The sequence below is a fragment of the Bergeyella cardium genome, from assembly GCF_009914665.1.
Taxonomy (GTDB): domain Bacteria; phylum Bacteroidota; class Bacteroidia; order Flavobacteriales; family Weeksellaceae; genus Bergeyella_A; species Bergeyella_A cardium.
Map to the genome: position 1 here is coordinate 1,975,403 of NZ_CP029149.1, position 25,242 is coordinate 2,000,644.

Below are 25,242 nucleotides of genomic sequence, written 5' to 3' on the forward strand. Positions count from 1 at the left end.
CTGGAGCACTAATTTAGAGGTATAGAGCATTAATTTAATGCTCCATCTTAGTAATCTTACTAAGATTTTCTTCAAAAACAGATAAACTACGCATTAAAACAGAGATAATTTTATTAATTTCATAAAAAAGAAGGCTTTCGCCTCCTCATTTTTTATACTCCTAAGACATCTTTCATACTGAAAATGCCCTTTTTGTCTCTTAACCACTCGGCGGCAACTACCGCCCCGAGCGCAAAGCCTTCCCTACTGAAAGCCGTATGTTTTATCTCGATTTCATCTACTTTGGAGCGGTAGAATACCGAGTGCGTACCTGGAACTTCATCTTCCCGAATGGCAAAAATTCCTAATTGGGCACCTTCGGTTTCATCTAATTTCCACAAATGAAACTTCGGATGATGAGCGATAAGCCCTTCAGCTAAGGAAATTGCCGTACCGCTCGGTGCGTCCTTCTTATGAATGTGGTGTATCTCTTCCAGCTGGGCATTATACTCATCAAAATGAGCCATCATCAATGCTAATTTCTCATTCAGAGCAAAGAAAAGATTCACACCGAGAGAGAAATTAGAACCATAAAGAAAAGCGGACTGCTGTGCCTGTGCGATTTGCTCTATTTCTGGCTTCCTGCTGAGCCAGCCCGTAGTACCGCAGACCACAGGCGTATGGTTTTCAAGGCAGGTTTTTATATTCTGGAAAGCCACTTCTGGCTGGGAGAATTCTATTGCCACATCGGCATTATTCAGCGTCTCGGAAGTCGGGGTTTGGTTGAGCCTGGCAACGATTTCGTGCCCTCTCTCGGTCGCGATTCTATCGATAATCTGCCCCATTTTACCATAACCCACTAATGCTATTTTCATTTTATATTCTGTATGTATTAAAATCTAAAACTAAGGCTTATTCCTGCTTTTGCATTCTGCTCGGCATACTCATCGTAGATAACGGTAGGTTTCAGAGTCAGGTTTGGGTCTCGCTTCATCTCATAAAGATGCGCATCTACCACTGCATCTATAATATTGAGCACATAGATAAGCCCCGTAATGGCAATGGCATAGTCTCTTTGCCTTTTAAATTTATCCTGAATGCGCCCCAAAACCTCCTCATTCACTCCCTGAAAACCAGAGAACTCGTGAGGCTGCCCATTAAGCTCTGCAATAAAGGCAGAGCGGTATTTATCATACTTCCGCTGGTTCCAGAGAACGATGCCTACCCCTGTGCCAATCCCTCCCCAGACAATAGGAATCTTCCAGTATTTCTTATTATAATACTGCCCGAGCCCAGGTAAAACTGCAGAGTATAAACCCGCCTTCACAGGGCTGTTAGGAGTAATCTTTAAAGGTTTATTTATCATCTGAATGTCTCGCTCTATATCCTGCACGGTTTGAGGTGCTACCTTTAAGGTATCTACCTCCTGTGAAAAGGCAAGATGAATGATAAAACAAGAGATGATGAGCAAAAGTTTTTTCATATTTATAAGCGGTGGCTATCGGTTAAAGTAAGCGAGAATCTCTTCCAGCACTGCTTCGTTTTTAAAATCCAAAACCAGCTTTCCTTTTTTACCATTGGCAGAAGTTTTAATCTCCACTTTTGTATCCAGCAGGTCACTGAGGTTTTTCTGAACTTTCTTATGATAATTAGAAATCTCCCTTTGAGCTTTGGTTTTCTTCTCCTTCGGATTTTTTATCGCTGATGCTAATGCCTCAGCTTGGCGAACATTTAGTTCTTCTTTTATAATCTGCTCGAAAAGCTGCTGCTGCTCCTCCTCAGTATCAAGACTAAGGATGGCTCTACCGTGCCCCGCTGAAATTGCAGCACTACGGATGGCATTTTGTATCTCGGGGGTTAGTCTGAGCAAACGAAGAGAATTCGTAATGGTACTCCTCTCCTTCCCTACCCTTTGGCTGAGGTTTTCTTGGGTAAGACCGATTTCCTCCAAAAGTCGCTGATAAGTAAGGGCAACTTCTATCGCATCGAGGTCTTCCCTTTGGATGTTTTCTACGAGCGCCATCTCCAGAAGCTCCTGGTCATTCACAAGGCGAATGTAAGCAGGGATAGTTTTTAAGCCTGCGAGCTTAGACGCACGGAAACGCCGTTCACCAGAGATAATCTCAAATTTATCTTTATCCTTTCTCAGGGTAATGGGCTGGATAACACCGAGTGATTTAATGGACTGAGCCAAGTCGGTAAGGGCTTTTTCATCAAAATAAGTCCTCGGCTGTGTGGCGTTGGGGTAGATATCCTCTATTGGAACCTCCACAATATTTCCGACCAACTTCTCGGCACCTGCATCGGTAGCGGTATGTATTGTATTTTTAGATTCAGAGTTTAGGATTGCCCCTAAACCTCTGCCCATTGCTCTTTTTTTGTCTTTCATTTTTTAAGTTTTTATAGCGCTTAAAACCGCATTTTCTCTATTTTTTATTTTTAAGAAGCACCTCCTCTGCCAGCTGTATATACTGCACTGCACCTTTGCTTTCGGCATCATACATCAGGATGCTTTCACCAAAACTCGGTGCCTCGCTAAGCCTTACATTCCTGCTGATAACCGTCTCAAAAACCATTTCTGGGAAGTGCATATTCACTTCCTCTACTACTTGATTCGAGAGACGGAGCCGGCTATCATACATCGTGAGGAGAAGCCCCTCTATACTTAAATCAGGATTATGGATATTCTGCACATTCTTAATGGTATTGAGCAATTTACCCAAGCCCTCCAATGCAAAATATTCGCACTGTATAGGAACGATGACGGAATCTGCCGCCGTAAGCGCATTGATGGTAATAAGCCCCAAGCTCGGAGCACAATCAATGATAATGAAATCATATTGATTTTTAATAGGCTCTAAGGCTGTTCTGAGCATATACTCTCGGTTTTCCTTATCTACCAATTCTATTTCGGCAGCAACCAAATCAATATGAGAAGGAATAATATCTAAATTCGGAGAGCTGGTTTTGTATATGCAATCTTCCACATTTTCACTATGCTCCAAGAGATTATAGGTAGAATTTCTCACTTCTTCTACACCGAGACCAGAGGTAGCATTTGCTTGTGGATCAGCATCAATAATCAGCACTTTTTTTTCAAGGACACCGAGTGCAGCGGCTAAATTTACCGCAGTCGTCGTTTTTCCTACTCCTCCTTTTTGATTTGCAATTCCTATTATTTTAGCCATTCTAAAAATTATAATTCCCCAAAAGTACAAATTTTTTATTCTTGCAATAAATTGATATTGGATTAGCAATATTTAATCCTCTACAAACCAAAAAATTATTAGAATAAAAAATTATCCACATTCGGTTATAGAATGTGGATAAAACTATAAAAAAAACAGCTATGTCCTTAGTTAAATACTACAGAAACAGGGAATCTAAAATAGCTCCTAACTGGTTGTCCATCAATTTTTGCAGGCGTCCATTTTCCTTTTATACTTTTGATAGCACGGATGGTTTCTTTGTTAAAAGCATCATCTTTTCCACTTGCCTTGATATTAGATATACTACCATCTTTTTCAACGACAAAAGTGATTTCTGTACTTAATTTTTCATTACTTTCCTCAAATTCGGAAATATCAAAACTGCTCATCACCTTATTTCTAAAAGCATCTATCCCACCTATGAAATCTGCGCTTACATCTACCTTCGTCTTTGGTGAATCATCTATTATAACAGGTTTTTCAAATTTCACTTCTCCTGTATTACCGCTGTTATTCGTCTCATTTGAAGACGGATTAAGTCTAATATCCGGTGATTTCCCCTGTATGGTCTCCAACCCTCTTATTGCATTTAGCGATTCTTCATTGGTAGGGACTGAGCTTTCATTTGTCGCATTTCGTTTAGGGTCAGGCACTCGGCTATCTACTGTATTTACCTTCTGGGGTTTAGGGGGAGTTATTGACTTTTCAGGGAGAGGCTTCTCGTCCTCTTTTTTCTCTATATTTTCAATATCCATAGGGCGAGCAACGACCTCTACCGTAGCCTTAGGCTCTTCTTTAAAAAGACTTGTTACCAACGGAATGATGGATACCGAGCCAAAAAATGCCACTCCAATAAACATTGCTTTTGTCAGCATTTTGTCTGATTGATAGCGCAGGTCATAAGCGCCATATTCTTTGTTTCTCCCTTGAAAAATCACCTCATCTAAGAGGAATTCTTCTTTTTTAAATAAATTTTTCATTGCATCTGTTTTTAATTTTATTAAACTCGTCTTATTTATTATAATTTTTAAGATTATTTTCAGTATTTCAATCCAATGATTATCTACTCTACAAAGTCTTTGCCAAAAATAAATAAAACTGAATATCTATTATAATTTCTAAAATCTAAAGCAATACCCTCTTTTTACAAGATTTGCATTATTTTTAAGTATTTGATGGAAGTCTTTTTCTAAGATATACTACCCAGAAAAAATAAAAGGGGGCAAAGCCCCCAAAATAAGTATTCAAATGAATCTTTCTTTAAAAAAGAAAGAGACGATATCCCCTAATAATTCTTTACCACGCCTTTTACAATGCTGATAACATTTGGCATTGCTTTTTCGGCGGCTTGTAGAACCTCGTCGTGAGAGACGGTAAAGGCAATATCTGGCCCGCCAAGGTCGGTAATGATAGAGATTCCGAAGCAGTCCATCCCCTGATGCTTAGCCACGATAACCTCTGGTACGGTGCTCATCCCCACAGCATCTCCACCGATTGCTTTTACAAGACCGTACTCGGCAGGAGTCTCGAAGGTAGGCCCTTGAAGCGCTACATATACTCCTTGATGTACTTTGATGCCTTTCTCTGTAGCTACTTTCTCTGCTATTTCAATCATTTTTCTGCTGTAAGGCTCACTCATATCTACGAAACGAGGACCGAATTCATCTATATTCTTACCTCTGAGCGGGTGCTCTGGCATCATATTAATATGGTCGCGAATAATCATTACATCTGCCACACGGAAGTCTTTATTTACCCCACCAGAAGCATTGGAAACGATGAGATTCTTGATACCAAGCGCGTGGAAAACCCTGAAAGGGAAAACTACCGTCTTAATATCGTGCCCTTCGTAGTAGTGGAACCTACCGCTCATCATCAGTACTTTTTTGCCTTCGAGATTTCCGTAGATGAGCTTGCCTCCGTGCCCTACAACGGTAGTCTGAGGAAAGTTTGGAATCTCGCTATACTCCAATGTATGTATCGGCTCTACTTCGTTTTTCAAAGCACCAAGCCCAGAGCCTAATACGATTGCGAAATCTGGGGTTTCTTTGATGATTCCCTTAATAAATTCTGCGGTTTCTTTAATTTTGTTTAACATAGTCTATAATTATTTGATTAAACTCTTCTTTTTTATCAATGGATAGATTTATCGGCCAGTAAAAAATAAGACCTCTAAGGTAATCAAAAGTTTTCAATCTTACATAATCCTTCTCGGTAGTGAGGATGAGTTTATAATCTCCAAGCTTTCGGTATTCATCCATAATCTTCTTTATATCAGCATCTGTAAAGTTATGATGATCCTTAAATTTTAAATGTTTAAAATTCTTGTTAAACTTGGAAAGATGTTCCAAAAGGGGCTTAGGATTGGCAATCCCCGTGATGAGGAGAATGTCGTAATACGCCAGATTATTATCGGGGAGCTCGGTAGGTTTTCCCAGCCCATCTTTACCAAACACCTTTTCATCATAGCTAATAGATGAGAAAAACACCTTTTGATTCTGTGTAGGCTTTATACGAGAGATATAATACTGTTTCTTCTCCTCTGTAAGGTTATCTGGGCATTTGGAAACCATAATAACTTGTGCTCTTTTGGCTCCTACCCGGCTCTCTCTAAGGTTGCCCGCAGGCAGTAGGAAATCCTTAAAGTAGGGGTCGTTATAATCCGTCATCAGGATGTTAAAACCTGCTTTTATCGCACGGTGCTGATAGGCATCATCCAAAAGGAGAACTTTTAAATCCATATCGGGAATCATCTTCTTTGCTCCCTCTACTCTATCTTCACAAACCCCAATAACGAAACGATTTTTAAACCTCTCGAAGAGCTGCATAGCTTCATCACCTACCTGCCTGTAATTACTGTCGTAATTGGTAATCCTGTAGCCTTTCGTCTGCCTGCCATAACCACGAGAGAGCACTCCCGTTCGGTAATATTGAGAAAGCAAATCGGCAAGATACATCACCATTGGAGACTTTCCAGAGCCTCCTACGGACAAATTACCTACATTAATGATTGGGGTTCTAAACCTCGTGGACTTAAGAATTCCTATGCTATACGCCAAGTTTCGGGTAGCCGTAGCCAAATGATAAACGAGGGAAAAAGGATAGAGATACCATCTTTTCATACGGGTACAAAAGTAGTTCTTTTCTTCCTTTTAATAAAATGAATCCTTAGGCAACGACCCGTAAAACTCAATAGACTCAATGATATTTTTCTCCGTGGATTGATAATCATAAATACCGCTTCCCACCGCAGAGATAAGGGAGAAATTAATCTTCCCAGACGTATTCTTTTTGTCATTGGCCATTAGGGAAATCAAGGCTTCATCTGTAAAATTCTGGATATTGAGCACTGGATAGAATTTTCTTATCGTGTTTATAATATTATCACGGGTTTCTCTATTAATCAATCCTTCAAGACAAGAGAGATAAGTCTCGCAAATCATACCTGCTGCTACTGCTTCTCCGTGGGGAACCAAACTACCTTGTTCCAAGAAAAGGCTCTCAATAGCGTGCCCGATAGTATGCCCGAAATTCAGTGTTTTTCTGATATTTTCTTCCTTGAAATCAATACTCACCACCTTCTCTTTTATCATCATAGATTCTTTGATGTAGGGCGAAACTGCTGCTACATTAATCTCCGAAAGAGAGGAGAGGTTCTCCCAATGCGAACGGCTGGCAATAAGACCGTGCTTAAGCATCTCTGCAAAGCCACTCCTAAGCTCTACAAAAGGAAGGCTATCTAAAAAGTTCGGATAAACGAAAACAGCTTCTGGATGGGCAAAAGTCCCCACTACATTCTTCAAAAACTGATGGTCAATCCCCGTTTTACCACCGATAGAAGCATCACACATTGCGAGGAGGCTTGTTGGCATATTTACAAAGCGAATCCCTCTCTTATAAGTAGATGCCACAAAGCCACCAAGATCGGTAATAACCCCTCCGCCAAGGTTGATGAGCAATGATTTCCTATCCGCACCGAAATCTGCCAATATCTCCCACAGTTGCGTTGCCGTTTCTATGGTTTTCATTTCCTCACCTGCTTCTATTTCTATAATTTCAAAAGGAATATCGGTCTGCATATTGAGTAAAAGCGTAGGCAAGCAGTACTCATTTGTGTTTTCATCACAAAGGATGAATATTTTAGTTGGTAAAGCCTCAGACAAATACAAATTCAGTAGAGAAAATTGAGTATCTAATATTGAAATCATTTGAATTTTAATTTTTAGCTGTGCAAAAATACTAATTATATGAGGTTGGTAAGAGATGAAAAAAAAATCCAGAGGCTTATCAGGCTCTGGATTTTGTATTTGAATGATGATAGCTTAGTATCCTGCGCTTGAAGGAGCAGTACCTTTACCCGAAAGAGCGAGGGCAGAGGAAGTACCAATCCTCTTAACACCGAGCGCAATCATATCAAGGGCTTCTTGGTGGGTTCTAACGCCTCCCGCAGCCTTTACGGGGAGCTTACCCGCGTGGGCAATCATTATTTTAATGGCTTCTGGAGTGGCTCCATTGGGCTTTCCGCCTTCCGTTTTATAGAAACCTGTGGAAGATTTAACGAAAATCTCTTGCTCTCTACCTGCAAAACTCTCCTCTGCCCACTGGCGAATGTGAGAAGTGATGCTGGCAATCTGCTCATCGGTAAGAGCGGCGATTTCGATAATCCATTTGGCGGTTTTATGATGTTTGAGCGCGAGAGCGGTACATTTTAGGAACTCATCTTTTACATAAGCGAGCTCATTTGCCTTAAATTTCTCGAAATTAATGACGAAATCGAGCTCATCTACGCCATCGGCAATCGCCTTTTCTGCCTCTGCGAGCTTCGCCTCTACAGATGCGGTGCCCTCGTGGAAGCCGATAACGGTACCAACCTTAACGGAGGCACTCTTTTCCTTGATATAGTTCTTGATGAAGTGGACATATTCTGGACGAATCATCACTTCGAAGAAATGGTAGTTAATGGCCTCGTCGGTGAGCTCAATTACCTTTTTACGGGTCTCTTCTGTGGTGAGACCAGACTGTTCTGGGAGTTTTAGATAAGTGGAATCTAAAAAATTTTCTACATTCATAGCTTACTAATTTTTTATGTTAATAATTCAGTTAATAATTGTCTTTGTTTGTATGATGACGGGGAAGTGATCGCTTTGTCCGCCCAAGTATCTGCTTCCGGCGAAGGTTCGCGAGGGCTTTCCGTGCTGCTTCAGTTGTTCTGGAGCAAAGATTTCTGCTTTTACAAACGCTAACGGGAAGTTTTCTGACACGAGATGTTCGGAGAAGAGAATCTGATCAAACAACAAACCCTTTGAGCGATGGAAATTGGAAAACGACCTATTGGCATAAACCTCTGAAAAAGGGTTTATCAGCTGGAAACGAGGGCTTATATTCATCAGATTTCTTATGGCTTCATCATTAGGATTGGCATTAAAATCACCGAGAATGATGACGGGCTCTTTTTGGGCGTTAAGATTGTTTATCAGATGCTCTTTGAGGGTGTTCAGTATGATTTCTCTTTTGTTTTTTGCCTCATCTGACCCTCTTCGGGACGGGAGATGGAGGGTATAAACATTGAATATTGAGTTGCAATACTGTATTTTAGTAAAGATGATGCTTCTGGTTTCCGAAACGGGAAGAGGCTCGGAATGGAGGACCTCTATTTCCTTAGAATCATAGAGTAAAGCGGTATCTACGCCCCTTTTGTCACGGCCTTTGTAATGTATAATGCCGTAGCTAGAAAGCGGCGGATATTGTATTAAGTCTTCCAGAGGCTGTATGCCCTGTACCTCGCATACGCCAATGATGATCGGGAGGCTCCCGTAGGTTTTTTGTATTAATAGGAGTGTTTCTGAAATGCTTTTTAGCTTTTTTTGGTATCGGCTGAGCGACCAATTTCTCAATTGATTATCAATATTCTGAGAACTTAGAGGATAAAATAAATTCTCCAGATTGTAAAACATCAAAAGGGCAGTATTTCCTTTGGCTCTCAGCATTATCTTGTATTATCCATTAAAAATCATTTTCTTTTTCACGAAATAATTCAGTATTGAGGTTAGAATAATCGCAGATATTTTGCTTAAAACCTCCGCGCTAAATGTGAAAATGATGAGTTTTAAGTGATTCTTGAAAACAAAAGTAAAAAATATTTGAAAGAAAACCAAACTCAGAAGAGTACTTAGCAATGAAACCAACATAAAGTAGGCAAACTCCCTCCTTTTGGAGTGCTTCCCCCTCTGGAATACGAACCAAATGCTGAAGAAATAGTTCGTAATAATGCCGAGCGAGGTAGAAAAAACATTGCTCAAAGGGAAATGTATGCCGTAGAAATTGGTCTCGGAGGAGATGATTGAAGGGAGAATGAGGCTTAGTCCTTTAAAACTACTCACCTCTATCATCGCACTAAGACCGCCCGCTATAATAAATAAGAATAGCTGTTTTTGTTTGAAAAAGATTTGCTTCATTGAAACACATTTGGGCTGCAAAAGTAGTATTTAATCATAAATTAGTGTGAATTTAATTTTGTGGCTGATGCATTTTTAACTTACTTTTGTGAGCATCTAAAAAAAAGTAAAGAAAATATGTCTACCTATGTAGTTGTAGGTCTCCAATACGGAGACGAAGGTAAAGGTAAAATTACCGATGTTCTATCCGCAAAATCTGATTATGTAGTTCGTTTCCAAGGTGGTGATAATGCCGGGCACACTGTCTATGCGGGCGATGAGAAGTTCGTTCTCCACCTCCTCCCCTCAGGAGTTCTCCAATGCAAAGGGAAATGTATTATTGCCAATGGCGTAGTGGTAAATCCTAAGTCCTTTATTAAAGAAATCGAGCAAATTGAGAGCAAAGGACTCAGAACTGATCATGTATTCATCAGTAGAAGAGCTCATGTGATTATGCCTTATCACATCCTCTTGGATACTTATAGAGAAGAAGAGCAAGGTGGAACACAAATCGGGACTACAAAAAAGGGAATCGGTCCTTGCTATGAGGATAAAATCGCTCGAGTGGGTATTCGTATGATAGATTTACTCAACCCCGAAGTACTGAGAGAAAAGATTGAGAAAAATCTGAAAGTAAAAAATGCTCTTTTTGAAAAATATTTTGGCAAACCCGCCCTTAATGTAGATGAACTCTACGAAGAATTCCTCGCTATCGGTCAGAAGCTAAAAAATAGAATCGTAGATACCGAACTTGAACTCAATGAAGCTATAAGAGTTGGAAAGAATATCCTCTTTGAAGGTGCGCAAGCCCTAATGCTGGATATTGATTTTGGGACTTATCCATTTGTAACCTCTTCTTCTCCATCTACTGGTGGGGTTTGTACAGGTGCGGGCGTACCTCCAACCAGCCTTCAAAACCTTATCGGTGTGGCTAAAGCCTATTGTACGAGGGTGGGTAATGGCCCTTTCCCTTCCGAGCTTAATGATGAACTCGGCGAGAAAATAAGACAGGTAGGGCACGAATTCGGGGCTACGACAGGCAGACCAAGACGCACAGGCTGGCTTGACCTCGTTTCTCTGAAACACGCTTGTATGATTAATGGTATCAACAATCTTGTTATCACTAAACTCGATGTGCTGACAGGCATTAAAACATTGAAAATCGTTACCCAATACAAGACCGAAGACGGTAAAATTATAGATTACTTTACTTCATCTACAACCAAACTCTATAAGTATGAGCCTATATATCACGAGCTCGAGGGTTGGGATGAAGACATCAGCAAAGTACGCTCTTACGATGAACTTCCAGAAAATGCCAAGAAATATATTTCCTTTATAGAAAACTACCTCGGTATTAATGTCTATCTCGTATCCGTAGGTCCAGAGCGAAACCAAAATATTATTCGTAAAGACTTGTTTTAATCTACTATGTAAAGCTCTTATTAGTATTATATTAAAGAGCGTTTACTCTGTATAAAAAGAATTATTATAATAAATCTCTTCCCAGAGTTCATAGCTCTGGGAAGATTAAGAAATAATATTTTTATAATACCTTTTGATTATATGGCTAAATAAAAAATAAGATCCAAGGTCTCACTTATCTTCTGCTACCCCACTTTGATTTAATACAAGATGTATGTTTTTAAAGGTATTGGGGAGGACTTTAAGGTAGATATCCTCTTCATCAAGCCATTGTACATCGGTTATGCCTTCCTCTGTTTGGGGGATGAGTTGCTCATTTCCTGTGTATTCCATCTGGAACCAGTGGGTCATTTTCAAGACATTATCTCCGTTTTTCTCAGTATAGATGTGGTAGGTAGTCATCACAGGTAATCCTAATACAAGATGGCGAAGATGGGTTTCTTCCTCGACCTCTCTCAGTGCCGCATTTTCATAGGTTTCGCCTTTTTCTATCTTTCCTTTAGGTAAATCCCATTTGTTGAGCCGATAGATGAAAAGTACTTTCCCCTCTGTATTTTTTACTATACCACCAGCAGCTTCTACTATTCTGAATTGGCTTTTGAAATTCTGCCACAGAGCTCCTATATCGGTAGAATAAATATTGATTTCTTGTGTAGAGGTGTTTTTAATAAGATCCATCGCTATCTCTATGGTATGAGCACCTTCGTAAGGAAGAATTTTGACCGTGCTTTCGGGAGATTTAGTGAGTGATATTTTTTTTTCGTTAATAAAAACTTTATACATTTGTGAGGTATTTGAAAATTTAATGCACAAAAATATAAAAAATGAACTTAGAAGGAAGAAAAATCACTGTAAATAAGTCAGTACAAGAGCTTAAAGAAATGCTGAAACATCCCTCGGACTATCAGTATTTAATGCCAGAAAGTCTGCAATTCTTTGAGACTACAGAGAAGGGATTTAAATTCAGCCTAAAAGGGATGCCAGAGATTGCATTAGACATCAATAAGACGATTGATGGAAACATAGAGCTAAAATCTGCAAAAGCAGGGCTTGATTTCTCCTTAATAGGTCAGATGCAACCTATGAGCGACAACAAATCCGAAGTGCAGCTCCTTTTTAAAGGTAACTTCAATCCATTTATCAAGATGATGGTAGAGAAACCTCTTCAAAACTTCATTAACAGCCTTACTGACAAGATAGAAAAACTATAGCCTCCCACTGAAACACTGCAAATCTGCATATTCTCATATCTCCTTACGATGAACTCAATTATTGATTTAGCAAAAAGATCCATTGAAACGGAAATCAGCGAACTGCACAGACTCACTGAGCGCATAGATGAAGTTTTCCTGAAAGCAGTAGAGACAATTTACTCTGCACAAGGGAAACTTATTATTGTGGGGATAGGTAAGTCCGCACACATTGCCAATAAAATCGTTGCTACAATGAATTCCACAGGTACTCCTGCACAGTTTCTCCACGCCTCAGAGGCGATACACGGCGACCTTGGGCTTATCCAGAAGCAAGATGTGGTGCTTTGTATTTCCAATTCGGGAAATTCGCCTGAGATTGTAAGCCTCGTTCCCTACTTGAAAAGCTACTCCTCTGCCTTAATCGGTATGACGGGTAATCTTAAAAGTAAGTTAGCCGAGGGCTCAGATATCATTCTCAACACGAATGTGGAGAAGGAAGCCTGCCCGATAAAGTTGGCCCCCACGAGTTCTACGACGGTTCAGATGGCGTTGGGAGATGCTTTGGCGATTTGTCTGATGGAAATGAGGGGGTTTAAGGACACTGATTTTGCAAAATTCCACCCTGGGGGGAGTTTGGGCAAGAATCTTACGGCTACGGTGGAGCAATTCCTCTCCCAACAAAAGCCTGAAGTCCCTGAAACGGCGGGTATCCGAGAGGTGATTATATCGATTAGTGCTTCTTCGCACGGGATTACGGTGGTAACCGATGGAGGGAAAATAACGGGCGTGATTACCGATGGAGATCTTAGGAGAATGCTGATTAATACGCAGGATTTATCTCATCTGAGGGCAAAAGATATTATGAGCAAAAGCCCTAAATCGATAGAGAAAACGGCTCTTGCGAAAGAAGCGATGAAACTCTTGAAGGAGAACAATATTGGGCAGTTGATTGTAACAGAAAACGGTAAGTATTTTGGAATTATCGATCTGCATAGGCTGCTAGACGAAGGGATTAATTGAAAAATTTCTCTATGAGTTATCCCCCCTTCCAATTCCTAACCAGTTTTTATTAGGTTTCCTCTTGTTGGTAGATTTATAATTTTACTTTCCAATATAGCTTTAAAAGGATAAATATAGACTCTAACATACTATATGATTCTGTTCTAATGGAGTAAAGAAAAAAAAATGATAATTCTGCTACTCTAATAGATTAAAAATTTTCTGAAAACATAGGAATATCCTTTTCATTGAATAAAATAAAGTCTAGGTAATATCTTAGATTTGTATGCTACCGCTGATCAGTTTCTCAAATTCGGAGGGGTCGTGGCTGATGATAAAGACCGTTGGCTCGTAGGTCTTATAGTGCTCAAAAATCGTATCTATCATTACTGGTCTCATCTGCCTGTCGACGGCGGAGAGGGGCTCATCTAAAAGCATAATTTTTGCCTTTTGTGCCAGTGTGCGAGCCAGTGCTACTCTCTGCTGCTGCCCACCAGAGAGCTGGTAAGGATATCGGTTTTGTAGTGGTGAGAGCTCAAAACGTTGTAATAATTCATCGGTAAAGGGTTTATCTTTCACCTTTTGTGCAAAAGCGATATTTTCTTTTACCGTCATATTAGGAAAGAGGGCATAATCTTGAAACATCAACGAAATATCCCTTTTCTGCGGTGGTAATGACAGGTTTTGCTGAGTATCGAGAAGGGTTTGGGAGGTGGATATCCGACCGAAATCAGGCTGTATAATGCCTGCAAGAATTTTAAAAAAAGTAGTTTTCCCTATTCCAGACTTACCGAATACGCCTATAAAGCTCCCTTCATCAATCGTAGCATCTACCTCTAAGCATTTCTCTCCTTCGGAAGTGAGAATAGGGTGTTTAATGGATATTTCCATAGGATTAGAACTGTATTTTGAACTTTTTATTAATACTGAAAATCAAAAGCAGGATAAGAAATGAGAAGATGAAAAGGACGAAAGCATAGCGATTGGCTGCCTCAAAATTCAGTGCCTGAACCTGGTCATAAATAGCTACGGAAGCGATTCTGGTTTCATTCGCAATATTCCCACCGACCATAATAACCACTCCAAACTCGCCTATACAGTGCGCAAATGAAAGTGCAATTCCCGTGATAATGGAAGTGCATTAGAAAAATTGGAGTTCTACGCTGGTATAGACTTCTTCTTATCCGAGACTCTTCGCCACGCAAATATCATATTGGCAGGGTCTCTTCAAGAAGAGGAAGATGGAACTACTACCTCCTCCGAAGGTAGGGTTATCCGTATTACTGGAGCTGTAAAGCCTCCTGGAAATGCAATGAGAGACCTTGATATCTTTAAGGAGTTAGCACGAAGATTAGGAGTAGAAGATAAATTCAACTATACCAAATCTGAGGACATCTTTAATGAATTAAGACATATTACTAGGGGGAGCTATGCCGATTATTACGGAATTACTTACGAAAGAATAGAAAAAAATATGGGAATGTTTTGGCCTTGCCCAAGCCTTGACCACCCTGGTACACCGAGATTATGGGAGGATAGAAAATTTAAAACCAATGACGGTAAGGCTCACTTCAACCCTACTCCATACATTACCCCAGTAGAAGAGCCTGATGAGGAATATCCTATCGTATTAACAACTGGGCGAGTAGTAAGCCAATACCTTAGTGGAACCCAAACAAGGAGAATTGGAAAATTGGTAGATATATACCCTGAGCCCTTAATGGAAATCCACCCTGAGCTGGCAGCTAAATACAATATAGAGACCGATGATTTAATTAAAGTCATCACCAGAAGAGGAGAAGCCTTATTCCCAGCCAATGTCGTGGAGACCATAAGAAAAGATACTATTTTTATCCCATACCACTGGGGAGGAGTTAATGCAGTGAATCAATTAACCGTAGGATTTGATGGATTAGACCCAATCTCTAAAATGCCAGAGTTTAAGGTCTGTGCCTGCAAAATAGAGAAAACAGGCAGGAAGCGAGCAGAGGAGTCCGTTGAATTAGCTTACAGAAGTAGGGATATTCACTATTAAATACAAATCAAAAAGATATTTAAACAGTAATAAAGATATATGAAGTTATAAAAGTTATGGCAGAACAGTTCGAGAAGTTTAATGATATGGAGTTCTTCCTCGATATGCAGAGATGCATAGGTTGCCACTCTTGCGAAATGGCTTGTGCCGAGTGCGAGACCAATGGGGAGACTACGATGATACACATACACTATGTAGATAGAGCAGAAACCATCCAAACTACGGTTCAGGTGTGTATGCACTGTGATGACCCTATTTGTGCAAATGTATGTCCCGCCGATGCTATCACAAAAGATGAATTTGGTATTGTACATTCTGCAGATGTTTCTAAATGTATTGGGTGTGCCAACTGCGTAATGAGTTGCCCATTCGGAGTACCTCAAATCCCTGATCAGAATGCACTGCTAATGATGAAGTGTAATATGTGCTACGATAGAACAAGCATTGGTCTTAAACCAATGTGTGCTACCGTATGCCCAAGTGGAGCGCTCACCTTTGATACCCGAGAAAATGTAGCTAAGAAAAGGCCAAACAGTACTCCCGTTAACCGTTTTATATTCGGTGAAGAAGTCGTAACCACTAAGGTTAATATAATGATGCCGAAAGGCAGTAAAGAATTAAAAGTATTCTAATGATAAAAATCAATTAATAATGTCTGATAATAACAATATCCCTGATTGGAAAGCAGATTTCCCTATTAAGAAAAGAGAGGCAGGATATGTCTCCCGTAGAGAATTTGTAAAAGTCGTAACCTTATTCTCTGGATTGTTGGCTTTTGCTAATGTTTTCATTCCAGTATTTAATTATTTCCATAAGAAAAAAGTCATTAAAGATTATTTCGTTTGCTTTACTGATGAGCTGGAAGTAGGGCAGCAAAAAACCTTCTATATAGATGGAGACCACAGAAACCCTTATATGCTCATTCGAATGGCAAAAGATAAATGGAAAGTTTTCGAGCAAAAATGTACCCACCTCTCTTGTGGAGTTATCTATAAACACGATGAAAACCTTATAGAATGCCCTTGCCATCACGGATTTTTTGACCCAGAGAATGGAGAAGTTTTACAGGGACCTCCACCAAGACCATTACCGCAACTGGGCGTTGTAGTAAAAGAGAACAGAATCTATGTAGAAGAATATGCTTATCAAAAGAAAAAGCATCACAAAGCACATCACGGATAAAATAAATACTGAATCTTATGGCTATTAGAAAGAAACCCATAAAGAAAGTTACATTCAGAATTAATGAAATGCTAACCTTCGTTATTGCAATTTATATTATGTTCGTCGCTCTCCAGATGTGGCTTTTATTTGGTACGATTAACAAGGCATTATACCTATATAATACAGAAATAGAAGTACAGCCGTTTGCTACTTGGTCAGCAATTGGCTCTGTAGTTATTTTTCTGTGCTTAGTCTTCTTTTTAAGATACATCCCTAGAATACCAACAGGTAATATTATGAAAGGAGACGAGAAAGAAGAAGAATATGAGTATTGATTTATTAGATTCCTTCGGTAGAAAACACGATTACTTACGGCTATCCATTACAGATAGCTGTAATTTTAGATGCCTATACTGTATGCCCGATGAGCCTTTCAGTTGCAGCTCTATCGCAGAGCTTATGTCCGCCGAAGAAATTTTCAATATCTCCAAAGTCTTTGTAGAAAAATTTGGAATTAAGAAAATAAGAATTACGGGTGGTGAGCCCCTCGTAAGACAAGATTTTAAACAAATCATAGAACTCCTCTCTCAGCTCAATGTTCAAATCGCTATCACGACTAATGGAGTGCTTTTAGACCGATATTTCAGCCTATTAGAAGAAAAAAACATCAGAGATATCAATATCAGTATAGACAGTCTCAATCGTCAAAAATTCAAGCTACTCACCAAGCGAGATTCCCTCCCAAAAGTCTGGGAAAATATACTGACAGGCATCTCAAAAGGCTTTAATATTAAGCTCAATGCGGTTATCATAGATAGGGTGAATACAGATGATATCCTCCCATTAGCCGAGCTCTCTCATCGCTACCCGATAGAAATGCGCTTCATAGAGTTTATGCCTTTCAATGGTAATTCTTGGGAGCGAAATAAGGTTTTCCCCATTAGAAAAATGCTCAGCATCATTGGAGAGAAGTACGATTATCTTAAACTCTTTGATGCTAAAAACGATACCTCAAAAAAATACAAACTGAGAATTGATAGCGAAGGTAGCTTTGGCTTTATTTCTACAATGACGGACTCCTTCTGTGCGGGTTGCAACAGAATACGACTCACCAGCGATGGTAAAATGAAAAACTGTCTTTTCGGAGCAGAGGAATTTGATCTGCTTTCCCTCTACCGCCAAGGGCAAAGCATTGAAAATGCCATAAAAGAAGGTATCTGGCGAAAGCATAAAGAAAAAGGCGGACAGTTCATTCATCTACAAAACATAGAGGAAGAAAAACTCGCCAACAGAAGTATGATAAAAATAGGCGGCTAGGTCTATTGAATGTTTTATACCTAATTAAGATATTAATTAGGCTAAAAAAAATAAAACCTCCGTAAATATTTAGTTTATGGAGGTTTTTGTGGAGTTGGAGGGATTCGAACCCTCGTCCAAACAAGCAATACATAAGCTTTCTACACGCTTATTCTGTTTTTAGTTTTCGTCTGCAAACAGAGAACAGACACTCAATTTACAGCTTATCTTCTCGGGTTTTCGTCCTTTAGCCGAAGCCTCCAAAGGCTTATTTCTGCATTTCCTATGCCTCATACTCGGACGCCGCAGAACGGAGCTTCCGTGAGACATCTTGTTTCCTTACTCTACTTCGGGAAAAACGCTTATCCTACTATACTTCAGATTAAGCAGCAAGAGCATACTCTTCATTGCCAGTTAAAATTTGTAGCAAGGGATTATAGAGATCGCGCTACGGTTCTCTGCGTGCTTACTTACCCATTGGTCTTGCTGTCGAAACCAGTCAACCCCAATTGATAAATCAGCGCAAAAGTAATGCTTTTTTCCTTTCAGCCCAAAAATGAAAGATATCACAGACAGCAAGCACAGTATAATTGGGTAGTTAACTACTGGCTTTTAAACAGCCCTCAATTATTGTTTTAATAAAAAAATCATACTTTTTTTATCAATTTTTAGGTTATTAACCGCGTTTTCCTGGTTCCTAACCAGGTCAACGGGCTTTTTAACCGGGTCGGCGGGGTCTTTAACCGCAACGACGGGGTTTTTAACCCTATTATTCGGGTCTCTGACCTTGTCGTTCTAGTTTAGGACTATAAACAAATCCTAAATCTATAAGCTATTTTAGGATTTATTAGGATAAAAGAGAGATTTTATCGTTAATTTGCAGTAAAATGATTTATCACCTTGAAAAATGTTAATAAAAAGGTTATATCGCTAACCGCTATTTGTACGATTATCTATTTCGTGGCTTCGGTTATTTTCACCGCTTTCAACCTCAGTTGGGAGCCATTTGATAAGGTTAATCTCATCTCTGAACTCATCAAGTCTGATGGCAAAAAATCAACCGCCAGCGCTGAGCTGAAAAAGAAAAAAGATTCATTAATCGCCTCTCAAAATGGGAAAAGCGAGGCAAAAGAGAATTTTGAACTTTACAGAAAAGGAAATTTGATTACCGATTTCCGAGAGAGCTCCTCTCCTGCCCTACCCTCGTTTGCGGAGAAACTACACCGACTGAAAAAGGGAGAAAAAGTGAAAATACGGATTGCCTATTTCGGGGATAGTATGATTGAAGGTGACCTGATGACACAGACGCTGAGAGCTCTTCTACAAGGGGAATACGGTGGCTCTGGCGTGGGCTTCTTGCCAATTAATTCTAATGTGGCGGGCTTCCGACAGTCGGCCACGATTTCTGTAAAAGGCTGGCAGGGGACGAATTTTATGGATAAAGCCGCACAAAACCTCTACATCTCGGGGTATAAATACACAGGGACAGGTGCCGGGAGCTATACCGACAACACGATAAAGGACTCAGCAAACACAGAAAAAGCCCTTATTTTTGGTAGTGGTGCAGCATCAGAGGTACTGGTAAATGGCGCAGCGGTGCAGCTATCATCCACCGAAAAGCTCAACCGAAAAGTGCTGCTGAAAGATAGCTCCAACCGAATAAAAATCTCGGGGAATAATGTTCAAACACCACTGTACGGTATTAGTTTCGAGAGCGAGAGTGGCATTTTTGTGGATAACTTCTCCTTCCGAGGGATTACAGGCGTAGAACTGAACAAAATTGATGAAGATTTTATGCGCTCGGTACAGAAAAACAATAGATACGACCTCATCGTCTTGCAGTACGGCGTTAATCTACTCTTTAAACCAAAAACCACCGATTATTCCTTCTACTCAAAGATGTTTTCCCCAGTCCTATCAAAGATGAAAACCGCTTTTGAGGGGGCTGAATTTCTACTCATCAGCTCGGCTGACCGCGCTTTTAAGTACAATGGCGAGTTTAAAACAGCTATCGGATTACCCAACCTTATCGAGACCCAAGCACTGATGGCTTTTGAAAATAAAATCGCTTTCTATAATCAGTTTGAGACAATGGGCGGAGAAAACTCAATAGTGAAATGGGCAAATGAAAAACCCGCACTTGCCAATAAAGACTATATACACCCCAACCACAAAGGGGCAGAAATCCTCGCACAAAGGCTCTTTGAGGCAATCCAAAAAGATGTAGCTAAGAAAAAATAAACCTAACCACACGATAGAAAAATGATTATTACAATATTCCTAAACCTTATCAACAGCTTTAATGCAGAGGCTTTTTTCAGCCAGTTTCTCTACGACCCCAAGAACCCTCTGCTCTTTAACAATGGCTTCTTCGTCTATTTCTTCTTTCTATTTATCCTGCTCTTCTACCTCCTGAGGCATAAGCCTACAGCAAGGAAATATGTATTCTCCTGCTTCTCTCTATACTTTTTCTATAAGGCAAGTGGCTCGTTTGTACTGCTGGTCATCCTCTCAGCGGTGGTCAATTATCTGCTGTCAAACGCGATATACCAGCTCAAAGAAAAGCGGACAAAGACGCTTACATTAGTGGTGAGTATCGTTATCAATCTCGGGCTGCTGTTCTACTTTAAATATACCAACTTCTTTATCTCGGTTGCCAATGAGATTTTTAATACAGGCTTTAATCCGCTCCATATCCTCCTGCCGATAGGTATTTCTTTTTTCACTTTTGAGAACCTGAGCTATACGATAGATGTGTACAGAGGAGATTTTAAGCCTGCTCATAAGTTTGTAGATTATTTGCTCTTCCTTTCGTTCTTCCCAAAGCTGATGATGGGTCCTATCGTACGGGCGCACGACTTCGTACCACAACTGGATAAACCTTATTACATCAATGAGAAGGAATTTGCAAAAGGCTTCTACCTCATTATCTCGGGGTTAATAAAGAAATTGGTCATCTCCGATTATATCACCCTCAACTTGGTAGATTATATATTTGATAACCCTTCACTGCATACAGGTCTGGAAAATCTAATCGCCCTCTACGGCTATGCAATGGTCATCTACTGCGATTTTAGTGGCTACAGCGATGTGGCTATCGGTATGGCTCTCTGGCTCGGTTTCAAGATACCGCCTAACTTCCTCTCGCCTTACCAAAGTGCGAATATTACAGAGTTTTGGAGAAGGTGGCATATCTCGCTCTCTTCTTGGCTAAAGGATTACCTCTACATCCCTCTGGGAGGGAATAGAAATGCTACATTTGGCTCTTACCTCTTCGTTATTCTATTCCTCATCGGGAGTTTTATGATGCTCAACCATCTCTTTAGCCTGTCTTATCTTTACTCGGGGCTTATTACTTTCGGTTTGCTGATGATATTCGTACTCCCACCGCTCTTAAAGGGAAATAATAAAGGTATCGCAGCTAATTTTAACCTCCTTACCACAATGCTCCTCGGCGGTTTTTGGCACGGTGCAAGCTGGAATTTTATTATCTGGGGCGCACTGCACGGCATTGCGCTCGGTATTCATAAAATATGGATGATGATGACTGGGAAAGCATTTGCTCGCTTTAATAATTCCAAGCTCTATAACTTCATAATGATTGTTCTTACCTTTCATTTCGCTTGCTTCTGCTGGATATTCTTTAAGGCTGAGGATTTTGATATCGCACTGGCAATGATTCGGCAAATCGCTTTCAACTTTGATTTCAGCGTGTGGATGCCCTTCTATGAAAACTACAAATATGTGGTTTGGATGATTGCTTTCGCAATGCTTATCCACTTTATCCCGGATGACTTTATAGACAAACTCGTAGAAAAGCGAAACAAGTTCTCATTAGGCTTATATATCCTCATTTTCTTTGCCTTTCTCATCCTCTACGGTTTCTTTAAATCGTCCGAACAAGTAATGCCTATCTACCTGCAATTTTGAGGCATCGTTTTTATTAAGATAAAAAATATAGAAAATAGTATCAAGGTGTTTCAATATTATGATACACCTTGATTTCTTTTGGTTTATTATAGACAAAAAAGAAATCCTCGTTTAAAACGAGGATTTCAAGTTTAACAAATAAATATTAATATTATGAAATACAAACATTACCAATCGTACTGGAAAGGTTCTTCTTCATCGGAGGAAATACCAAGCGCTTCGTGTACATATTTAAATGTGGAGAGGAGAACGGGCTTTCCTTTGATGATTGCTACATCATGCTCGAAGTGCGCAGAAGGGCTATTGTCCTGGCTGGTAACCGTCCATCCATCTTGATGGAAAATAACTTTCTCAGTCCCCATATTAATCATAGGTTCTATAGCGAGCACGATACCGTCTTTCAGAACTTTGCCACTTCCTCGCTTGCCGTAGTTAGGCACCTGAGGGTCTTCGTGCATTTTTCTACCTACACCGTGCCCCACGAGCTCGCGAACTACCCCATAGCCTTCCTTCTCGCAATAGGTCTGTATAGCGTAGGAAATATCCCCTACCCGCTTGCCTCGTATGCATTGTTCTATACCTTTGTAGAGAGATTCCTTAGTTATTTTGAGGAGTTTTTTCACTTCGGGGCTCACCTCGCCTACCTGAAACGAATAAGCGTGGTCGCCATAAAAGCCATTTTTATAGACACCGCAATCTACGGAGATGATGTCTCCTTCCTCAAGGGGCTTTTTGTTGGGAATCCCGTGCACTACTTCTTCATTTGGAGAGATGCAAAGGGTATTAGGGAAGTCATACAAGCCCAAGAAGCCTGGTTCGGCATTGTGGTCTTTAATAAATTCGTAGGCGAGATTATCGAGATGCAGCGTAGTAACGCCAGGTTTTATTTCTTTTGCGAGCATCCCCAGTGTTTTGGAGACGAGCTGAGCAGATTCTCTAATGAGGTAGAGCTCTTCTAATGTTTTTAGTTGTATCATCGTTTATTTTACCAGAAAAATCCTTTCTTTTTTTCTTTTTTGAGTTTGGAATAAGGGAGAACCTCTCGCCCCTCTACTCGGAATTCTATTTTCTCATTAATGATGTTGTAGATTTCTCCCCAGCCTGGGAAGCCTCCGAGGTTTCTATCATCGATGAAGAGGTCGGCGTCTATTTTTCGAGATTGAGTTTCGGCATCAAATACCTCACCTTCAAAGGAAGAATTTACAGCGTAGAACTCTACTCCATTCTTTTTACAGAAATCAATTGCATCGTCTAATGCTTTGCCACTTCTGTAAGTCCAAAGAATGAGTCTGTAGCCTTCGCTCTGTAATTTTTTAAGGGTTTCAAATGCGAATATTTTGGGCTTTCCGATGGCTGGATAAGCATCTTCTACGATGGTACCATCAAAATCAATAGCCAGTTTTTTATTACTTCTAATCATATTTTCTGTAATGAGCAAGCAAATATACTAACTTTTAAGCACTTCTTCTACCACTGTTTGCAAGACCTTTTCACTGACGAAATTAATGAAGTCTTCCCGCTCCAAGTGGGGTAAAAAAAGCTTGTGTGTGCTTTCTTTCTCACCAATTCTTACCGAATAATAGACCAAACCGATGGAATTATTGTACTGGTCGGTATTAGGACCTGCAACTCCTGTGGTGGATACAGAAATATCAGTGCCGAAGAGCTGCTGACAGCCTTTTGCCATCGCTTGGGATACTTCAGCCGAAACCACCGTATGCTTCTCTATAATGGAAGGCGCTACACCGAGTATTTTCGCCTTCATCTCGGGGGAGTAGGTACAAACGCCACCAGCGAAATAAGCCGAGCTGCCAGAAACCGATGTGAGCAGTTTAGAGATCGCCCCTCCCGTACAGCTCTCGGCAGTGGAAATGGTCATTTTCCTTGAGATGAGGAGGTCTTTTACGATATCCTGTATCCTGTCATTAGCCTCAGAGATAATGCTGGTGCCGAGCAGAGATTTCAGCTTCTGTATTTCGATTTTGAGCTGTTTTTGGAGCTCGATTTCTGTGCTTCCTTTTGCTGTAATTCGCAGTTTTATCCTATTTCCTACGGGAAGGTATGAGAGGGACAGGCTCTTGGGGAGGTGGGTTTCCCAGTCTTCAATTTTGTGGGACAATGCACTCTCGGGGATTCCTACAACCGAAACTACGGCAGTGAGTATGGAATGCAGCCCAAAACGAGATTTGAGAAGCGGGATGATTTTCTCTTTGATGAGAGGCTTTACTTCAAAGGGTACGCCTGGCAGGCAGAAGATGAGCTTATCATTATCATCTATCAGCTGGCAGGGAGCAGTGCCGTGCTCATTCTTTAAGACTTCGGCGCCCTCTAAAACCATTGCCTGATTTCTATTAAGGTCTAAAATCTCGGCTCTGCCTCTCTTTTCCAAGAATATTTTAAGCTGAGCAAACACCTCATCATTAAAAACAAGCTTGCGATTGAAGAATCGGGAATATGCCTCTAATGTTTTATCATCTTTGGTCGGCCCGAGCCCTCCCGTAGATATGATAATATCAGCGAGGGAAAGGCTTTCTTTCAAAGTTTTTTCTATGATTTCAGCCTCATCGGATATGGTATAGATTTGCTTGGTTTCTATCCCGATGCCCCTCAATTCATTCGCTATATAATGAGAATTCGTATCGAGAGTATTTCCCGAAAGGAGCTCATCTCCTATGCAAATAATAACGGCTTGTACTGGTCTGCTCATCTTCGTTTGTTCTTAAAGAGGATATAGGCGAGGTAGAGAATCGGGATAAGCATTATGATGAGGTATAATCCATTCTCTATCGCCGATTGAGTAGCTGCAATGAATATATAAACCAGTCCGAAGACTGCACCTCCCAAGTGGGCGGAGTGCCCCAGATTGTCCCAAGGCTTTGGGCGGAGGAGCATATAAACCGAGTAGGAAAAATAGAGCGTGCCAAACAGCCAGCCAGGGAGAAAATTCACACTAATACCATCTGGATTGAGGGCGATGGCAGCAAAAATAACCCCAGAGACCGCTCCCGAAGCACCGATAGCGGAATACCAAGGCTGATCCTTATATAAAAACAGGCTGAAAGCATTCCCCAAGAGCATTGAACCGAAATAAATAATGAGGAAGCCACCCGCTCCGAATGCAGCGCTCACAATCCCTTGGAAGAAGTAAAGCGAGAGCATATTAAATATAAAGTGCATCCAGTCAGCGTGGAGAAATCCCGAGCTGATAAGCCTGTAATACTCCCGCTTCTGGCGAATAGCCCCTACGCTAAACTTATACTGCTCAAAAAACAAGGGTTCATTAAAACCTCTGTAAGAAAAAATCGCCGTAATGGCTATAATTACCAATCCCGCTAAAGTCATACGCATTATTCTTTTAAAACTGCGCAAAAGTAAGGAATTCTAAAGCAATTGGCACTCGTTAGCACACCTTGCAGGTGGTGCACTTAGCCACTAGCGTGAAGCTACAGAGTAGAAAGAGTAGATGTGTATATAGACTTGCAGGTGGCGCACTTAGCCACTAGCGTGGGGGTACAGCTTCCAGCTGAGGAACTTAGCCGTAGCACGGCAGGCAATTTTTTCCAACTAATTTCAGGAAA

28 protein-coding genes and 1 other RNA gene are annotated in these 25,242 nt (G+C 40.5%); 10 read left to right on the forward strand and 19 right to left on the reverse strand.

Annotation, left to right across the window (positions count from 1 at the left end):
- Positions 1-152 precede the first annotated feature (152 nt).
- From dapB to DBX24_RS09055, 11 genes are all read right to left on the reverse strand, one after another.
- The gene (gene dapB, locus DBX24_RS09005) at positions 153-854 is read right to left on the reverse strand and encodes a 4-hydroxy-tetrahydrodipicolinate reductase (RefSeq protein ID WP_120488965.1); all 702 of its coding nucleotides are present in this window, start codon (positions 852-854) and stop codon (positions 153-155) included.
- A gap of 17 nt (positions 855-871) precedes the next feature.
- Positions 872-1,462 carry a DUF5683 domain-containing protein gene (locus DBX24_RS09010; protein ID WP_120488964.1) on the reverse strand — a complete coding sequence of 197 codons (591 nt, stop codon included), beginning with the start codon at positions 1,460-1,462 and terminating at the stop codon, positions 872-874.
- Positions 1,463-1,477: 15 nt separating this feature from the next.
- Entirely contained in the window at positions 1,478-2,368 is an 891-nt protein-coding gene (locus tag DBX24_RS09015) for a ParB/RepB/Spo0J family partition protein (RefSeq protein WP_160224640.1), read from the reverse strand.
- A 37-nt stretch (positions 2,369-2,405) separates the two neighbouring features.
- Positions 2,406-3,167, reverse strand: coding sequence for a ParA family protein (locus DBX24_RS09020; RefSeq protein WP_160224641.1), 762 nt, complete (start codon positions 3,165-3,167; stop codon positions 2,406-2,408).
- Positions 3,168-3,334: 167 nt separating this feature from the next.
- A complete protein-coding gene (locus DBX24_RS09025) occupies positions 3,335-4,168 on the reverse strand; it encodes an energy transducer TonB (protein WP_160224642.1) in 834 nt (277 codons plus the stop codon).
- A 305-nt stretch (positions 4,169-4,473) separates the two neighbouring features.
- Complete coding sequence (locus tag DBX24_RS09030) at positions 4,474-5,286, reverse strand: purine-nucleoside phosphorylase (protein ID WP_160224643.1); 813 nt, start codon at positions 5,284-5,286, stop codon at positions 4,474-4,476.
- Positions 5,270-6,310, reverse strand: coding sequence for a tetraacyldisaccharide 4'-kinase (gene lpxK, locus DBX24_RS09035; protein WP_160224644.1), 1,041 nt, complete (start codon positions 6,308-6,310; stop codon positions 5,270-5,272). The genes DBX24_RS09030 and lpxK overlap by 17 nt, the downstream gene beginning before the upstream one ends.
- A gap of 30 nt (positions 6,311-6,340) precedes the next feature.
- Positions 6,341-7,396: a 3-dehydroquinate synthase gene (aroB, locus tag DBX24_RS09040; RefSeq protein ID WP_160224645.1), complete on the reverse strand. Its 1,056-nt coding sequence runs from the start codon at positions 7,394-7,396 to the stop codon at positions 6,341-6,343.
- Between the two features lie 114 nt (positions 7,397-7,510).
- Positions 7,511-8,257, reverse strand: coding sequence for a deoxyribose-phosphate aldolase (gene deoC / locus DBX24_RS09045; RefSeq protein WP_120488957.1), 747 nt, complete (start codon positions 8,255-8,257; stop codon positions 7,511-7,513).
- Positions 8,258-8,284: 27 nt separating this feature from the next.
- Positions 8,285-9,175, reverse strand: a complete 891-nt coding sequence (locus tag DBX24_RS09050; protein ID WP_120488956.1) for an endonuclease/exonuclease/phosphatase family protein — start codon at positions 9,173-9,175, stop codon at positions 8,285-8,287.
- Between the two features lie 9 nt (positions 9,176-9,184).
- Positions 9,185-9,643 carry a GtrA family protein gene (locus DBX24_RS09055; RefSeq protein ID WP_120488955.1) on the reverse strand — a complete coding sequence of 153 codons (459 nt, stop codon included), beginning with the start codon at positions 9,641-9,643 and terminating at the stop codon, positions 9,185-9,187.
- 117 nt (positions 9,644-9,760) lie between these two features.
- On the opposite strand from DBX24_RS09055, the gene DBX24_RS09060 reads away from it, so the two are divergent.
- Positions 9,761-11,047, forward strand: a complete 1,287-nt coding sequence (locus tag DBX24_RS09060) for an adenylosuccinate synthase (RefSeq protein WP_120488954.1) — start codon at positions 9,761-9,763, stop codon at positions 11,045-11,047.
- A gap of 171 nt (positions 11,048-11,218) precedes the next feature.
- On the opposite strand, the gene DBX24_RS09065 is transcribed toward DBX24_RS09060, so the two are convergent.
- Positions 11,219-11,830 carry an NUDIX hydrolase gene (locus tag DBX24_RS09065; protein WP_120488953.1) on the reverse strand — a complete coding sequence of 204 codons (612 nt, stop codon included), beginning with the start codon at positions 11,828-11,830 and terminating at the stop codon, positions 11,219-11,221.
- Positions 11,831-11,871: 41 nt separating this feature from the next.
- Between DBX24_RS09065 and DBX24_RS09070 the strand changes: the two genes are divergently transcribed.
- Positions 11,872-12,258, forward strand: coding sequence for an SRPBCC family protein (locus DBX24_RS09070; protein ID WP_120488952.1), 387 nt, complete (start codon positions 11,872-11,874; stop codon positions 12,256-12,258).
- Between the two features lie 48 nt (positions 12,259-12,306).
- Complete coding sequence (locus DBX24_RS09075; protein ID WP_120488951.1) at positions 12,307-13,260, forward strand: KpsF/GutQ family sugar-phosphate isomerase; 954 nt, start codon at positions 12,307-12,309, stop codon at positions 13,258-13,260.
- 255 nt (positions 13,261-13,515) lie between these two features.
- On the opposite strand, the gene DBX24_RS09080 is transcribed toward DBX24_RS09075, so the two are convergent.
- Entirely contained in the window at positions 13,516-14,130 is a 615-nt protein-coding gene (locus tag DBX24_RS09080) for an ATP-binding cassette domain-containing protein (protein ID WP_120488950.1), read from the reverse strand.
- 4 nt (positions 14,131-14,134) lie between these two features.
- Positions 14,135-14,320, reverse strand: a complete 186-nt coding sequence (locus DBX24_RS09085; protein WP_260392816.1) for an ABC transporter permease — start codon at positions 14,318-14,320, stop codon at positions 14,135-14,137.
- A 69-nt stretch (positions 14,321-14,389) separates the two neighbouring features.
- Between DBX24_RS09085 and DBX24_RS09525 the strand changes: the two genes are divergently transcribed.
- From DBX24_RS09525 to moaA, 5 genes are read left to right on the forward strand one after another with little or no spacing between them, the layout of a single operon-like run.
- Positions 14,390-15,274 (forward strand): molybdopterin oxidoreductase family protein, encoded by an 885-nt coding sequence (locus DBX24_RS09525; protein ID WP_245957175.1) that lies wholly within the window; start codon positions 14,390-14,392, stop codon positions 15,272-15,274.
- A 56-nt stretch (positions 15,275-15,330) separates the two neighbouring features.
- Positions 15,331-15,906, forward strand: a complete 576-nt coding sequence (locus DBX24_RS09095) for a 4Fe-4S dicluster domain-containing protein (RefSeq protein WP_120488949.1) — start codon at positions 15,331-15,333, stop codon at positions 15,904-15,906.
- A gap of 19 nt (positions 15,907-15,925) precedes the next feature.
- Positions 15,926-16,456: a QcrA and Rieske domain-containing protein gene (locus tag DBX24_RS09100; RefSeq protein WP_120488948.1), complete on the forward strand. Its 531-nt coding sequence runs from the start codon at positions 15,926-15,928 to the stop codon at positions 16,454-16,456.
- 17 nt (positions 16,457-16,473) lie between these two features.
- The gene (locus tag DBX24_RS09105) at positions 16,474-16,773 is read left to right on the forward strand and encodes a C4-dicarboxylate ABC transporter permease (protein WP_120488947.1); all 300 of its coding nucleotides are present in this window, start codon (positions 16,474-16,476) and stop codon (positions 16,771-16,773) included.
- Positions 16,763-17,755 (forward strand): GTP 3',8-cyclase MoaA, encoded by a 993-nt coding sequence (moaA, locus tag DBX24_RS09110; protein WP_160224646.1) that lies wholly within the window; start codon positions 16,763-16,765, stop codon positions 17,753-17,755. Before DBX24_RS09105 ends, moaA begins: the two co-directional genes overlap by 11 nt.
- 86 nt (positions 17,756-17,841) lie before the next feature.
- Here moaA and ssrA read toward each other — a convergent pair.
- Positions 17,842-18,241, reverse strand: a transfer-messenger RNA (tmRNA) gene (gene ssrA, locus DBX24_RS09115).
- Between the two features lie 393 nt (positions 18,242-18,634).
- Here ssrA and DBX24_RS09120 point away from each other — a divergent pair.
- Both DBX24_RS09120 and DBX24_RS09125 read left to right on the forward strand, forming a co-directional pair.
- A complete protein-coding gene (locus DBX24_RS09120) occupies positions 18,635-19,975 on the forward strand; it encodes an SGNH/GDSL hydrolase family protein (RefSeq protein WP_120488945.1) in 1,341 nt (446 codons plus the stop codon).
- A 21-nt stretch (positions 19,976-19,996) separates the two neighbouring features.
- A complete protein-coding gene (locus tag DBX24_RS09125) occupies positions 19,997-21,664 on the forward strand; it encodes an MBOAT family O-acyltransferase (RefSeq protein WP_185123856.1) in 1,668 nt (555 codons plus the stop codon).
- A gap of 167 nt (positions 21,665-21,831) precedes the next feature.
- Here DBX24_RS09125 and map read toward each other — a convergent pair whose 3' ends face one another.
- The 4 genes from map to DBX24_RS09145 are packed head-to-tail and all read right to left on the reverse strand — an operon-like array spanning position 21,832 to position 25,006.
- Positions 21,832-22,641: a type I methionyl aminopeptidase gene (map, locus tag DBX24_RS09130; protein ID WP_120488944.1), complete on the reverse strand. Its 810-nt coding sequence runs from the start codon at positions 22,639-22,641 to the stop codon at positions 21,832-21,834.
- Between the two features lie 8 nt (positions 22,642-22,649).
- A complete protein-coding gene (locus DBX24_RS09135) occupies positions 22,650-23,081 on the reverse strand; it encodes a BT0820 family HAD-type phosphatase (protein WP_120489693.1) in 432 nt (143 codons plus the stop codon).
- A 30-nt stretch (positions 23,082-23,111) separates the two neighbouring features.
- The gene (locus DBX24_RS09140; RefSeq protein ID WP_160224647.1) at positions 23,112-24,371 is read right to left on the reverse strand and encodes a CinA family nicotinamide mononucleotide deamidase-related protein; all 1,260 of its coding nucleotides are present in this window, start codon (positions 24,369-24,371) and stop codon (positions 23,112-23,114) included.
- A complete protein-coding gene (locus DBX24_RS09145; protein ID WP_160224648.1) occupies positions 24,368-25,006 on the reverse strand; it encodes a rhomboid family intramembrane serine protease in 639 nt (212 codons plus the stop codon). Before DBX24_RS09145 ends, DBX24_RS09140 begins: the two co-directional genes overlap by 4 nt.
- Positions 25,007-25,242: the final 236 nt, after the last annotated feature.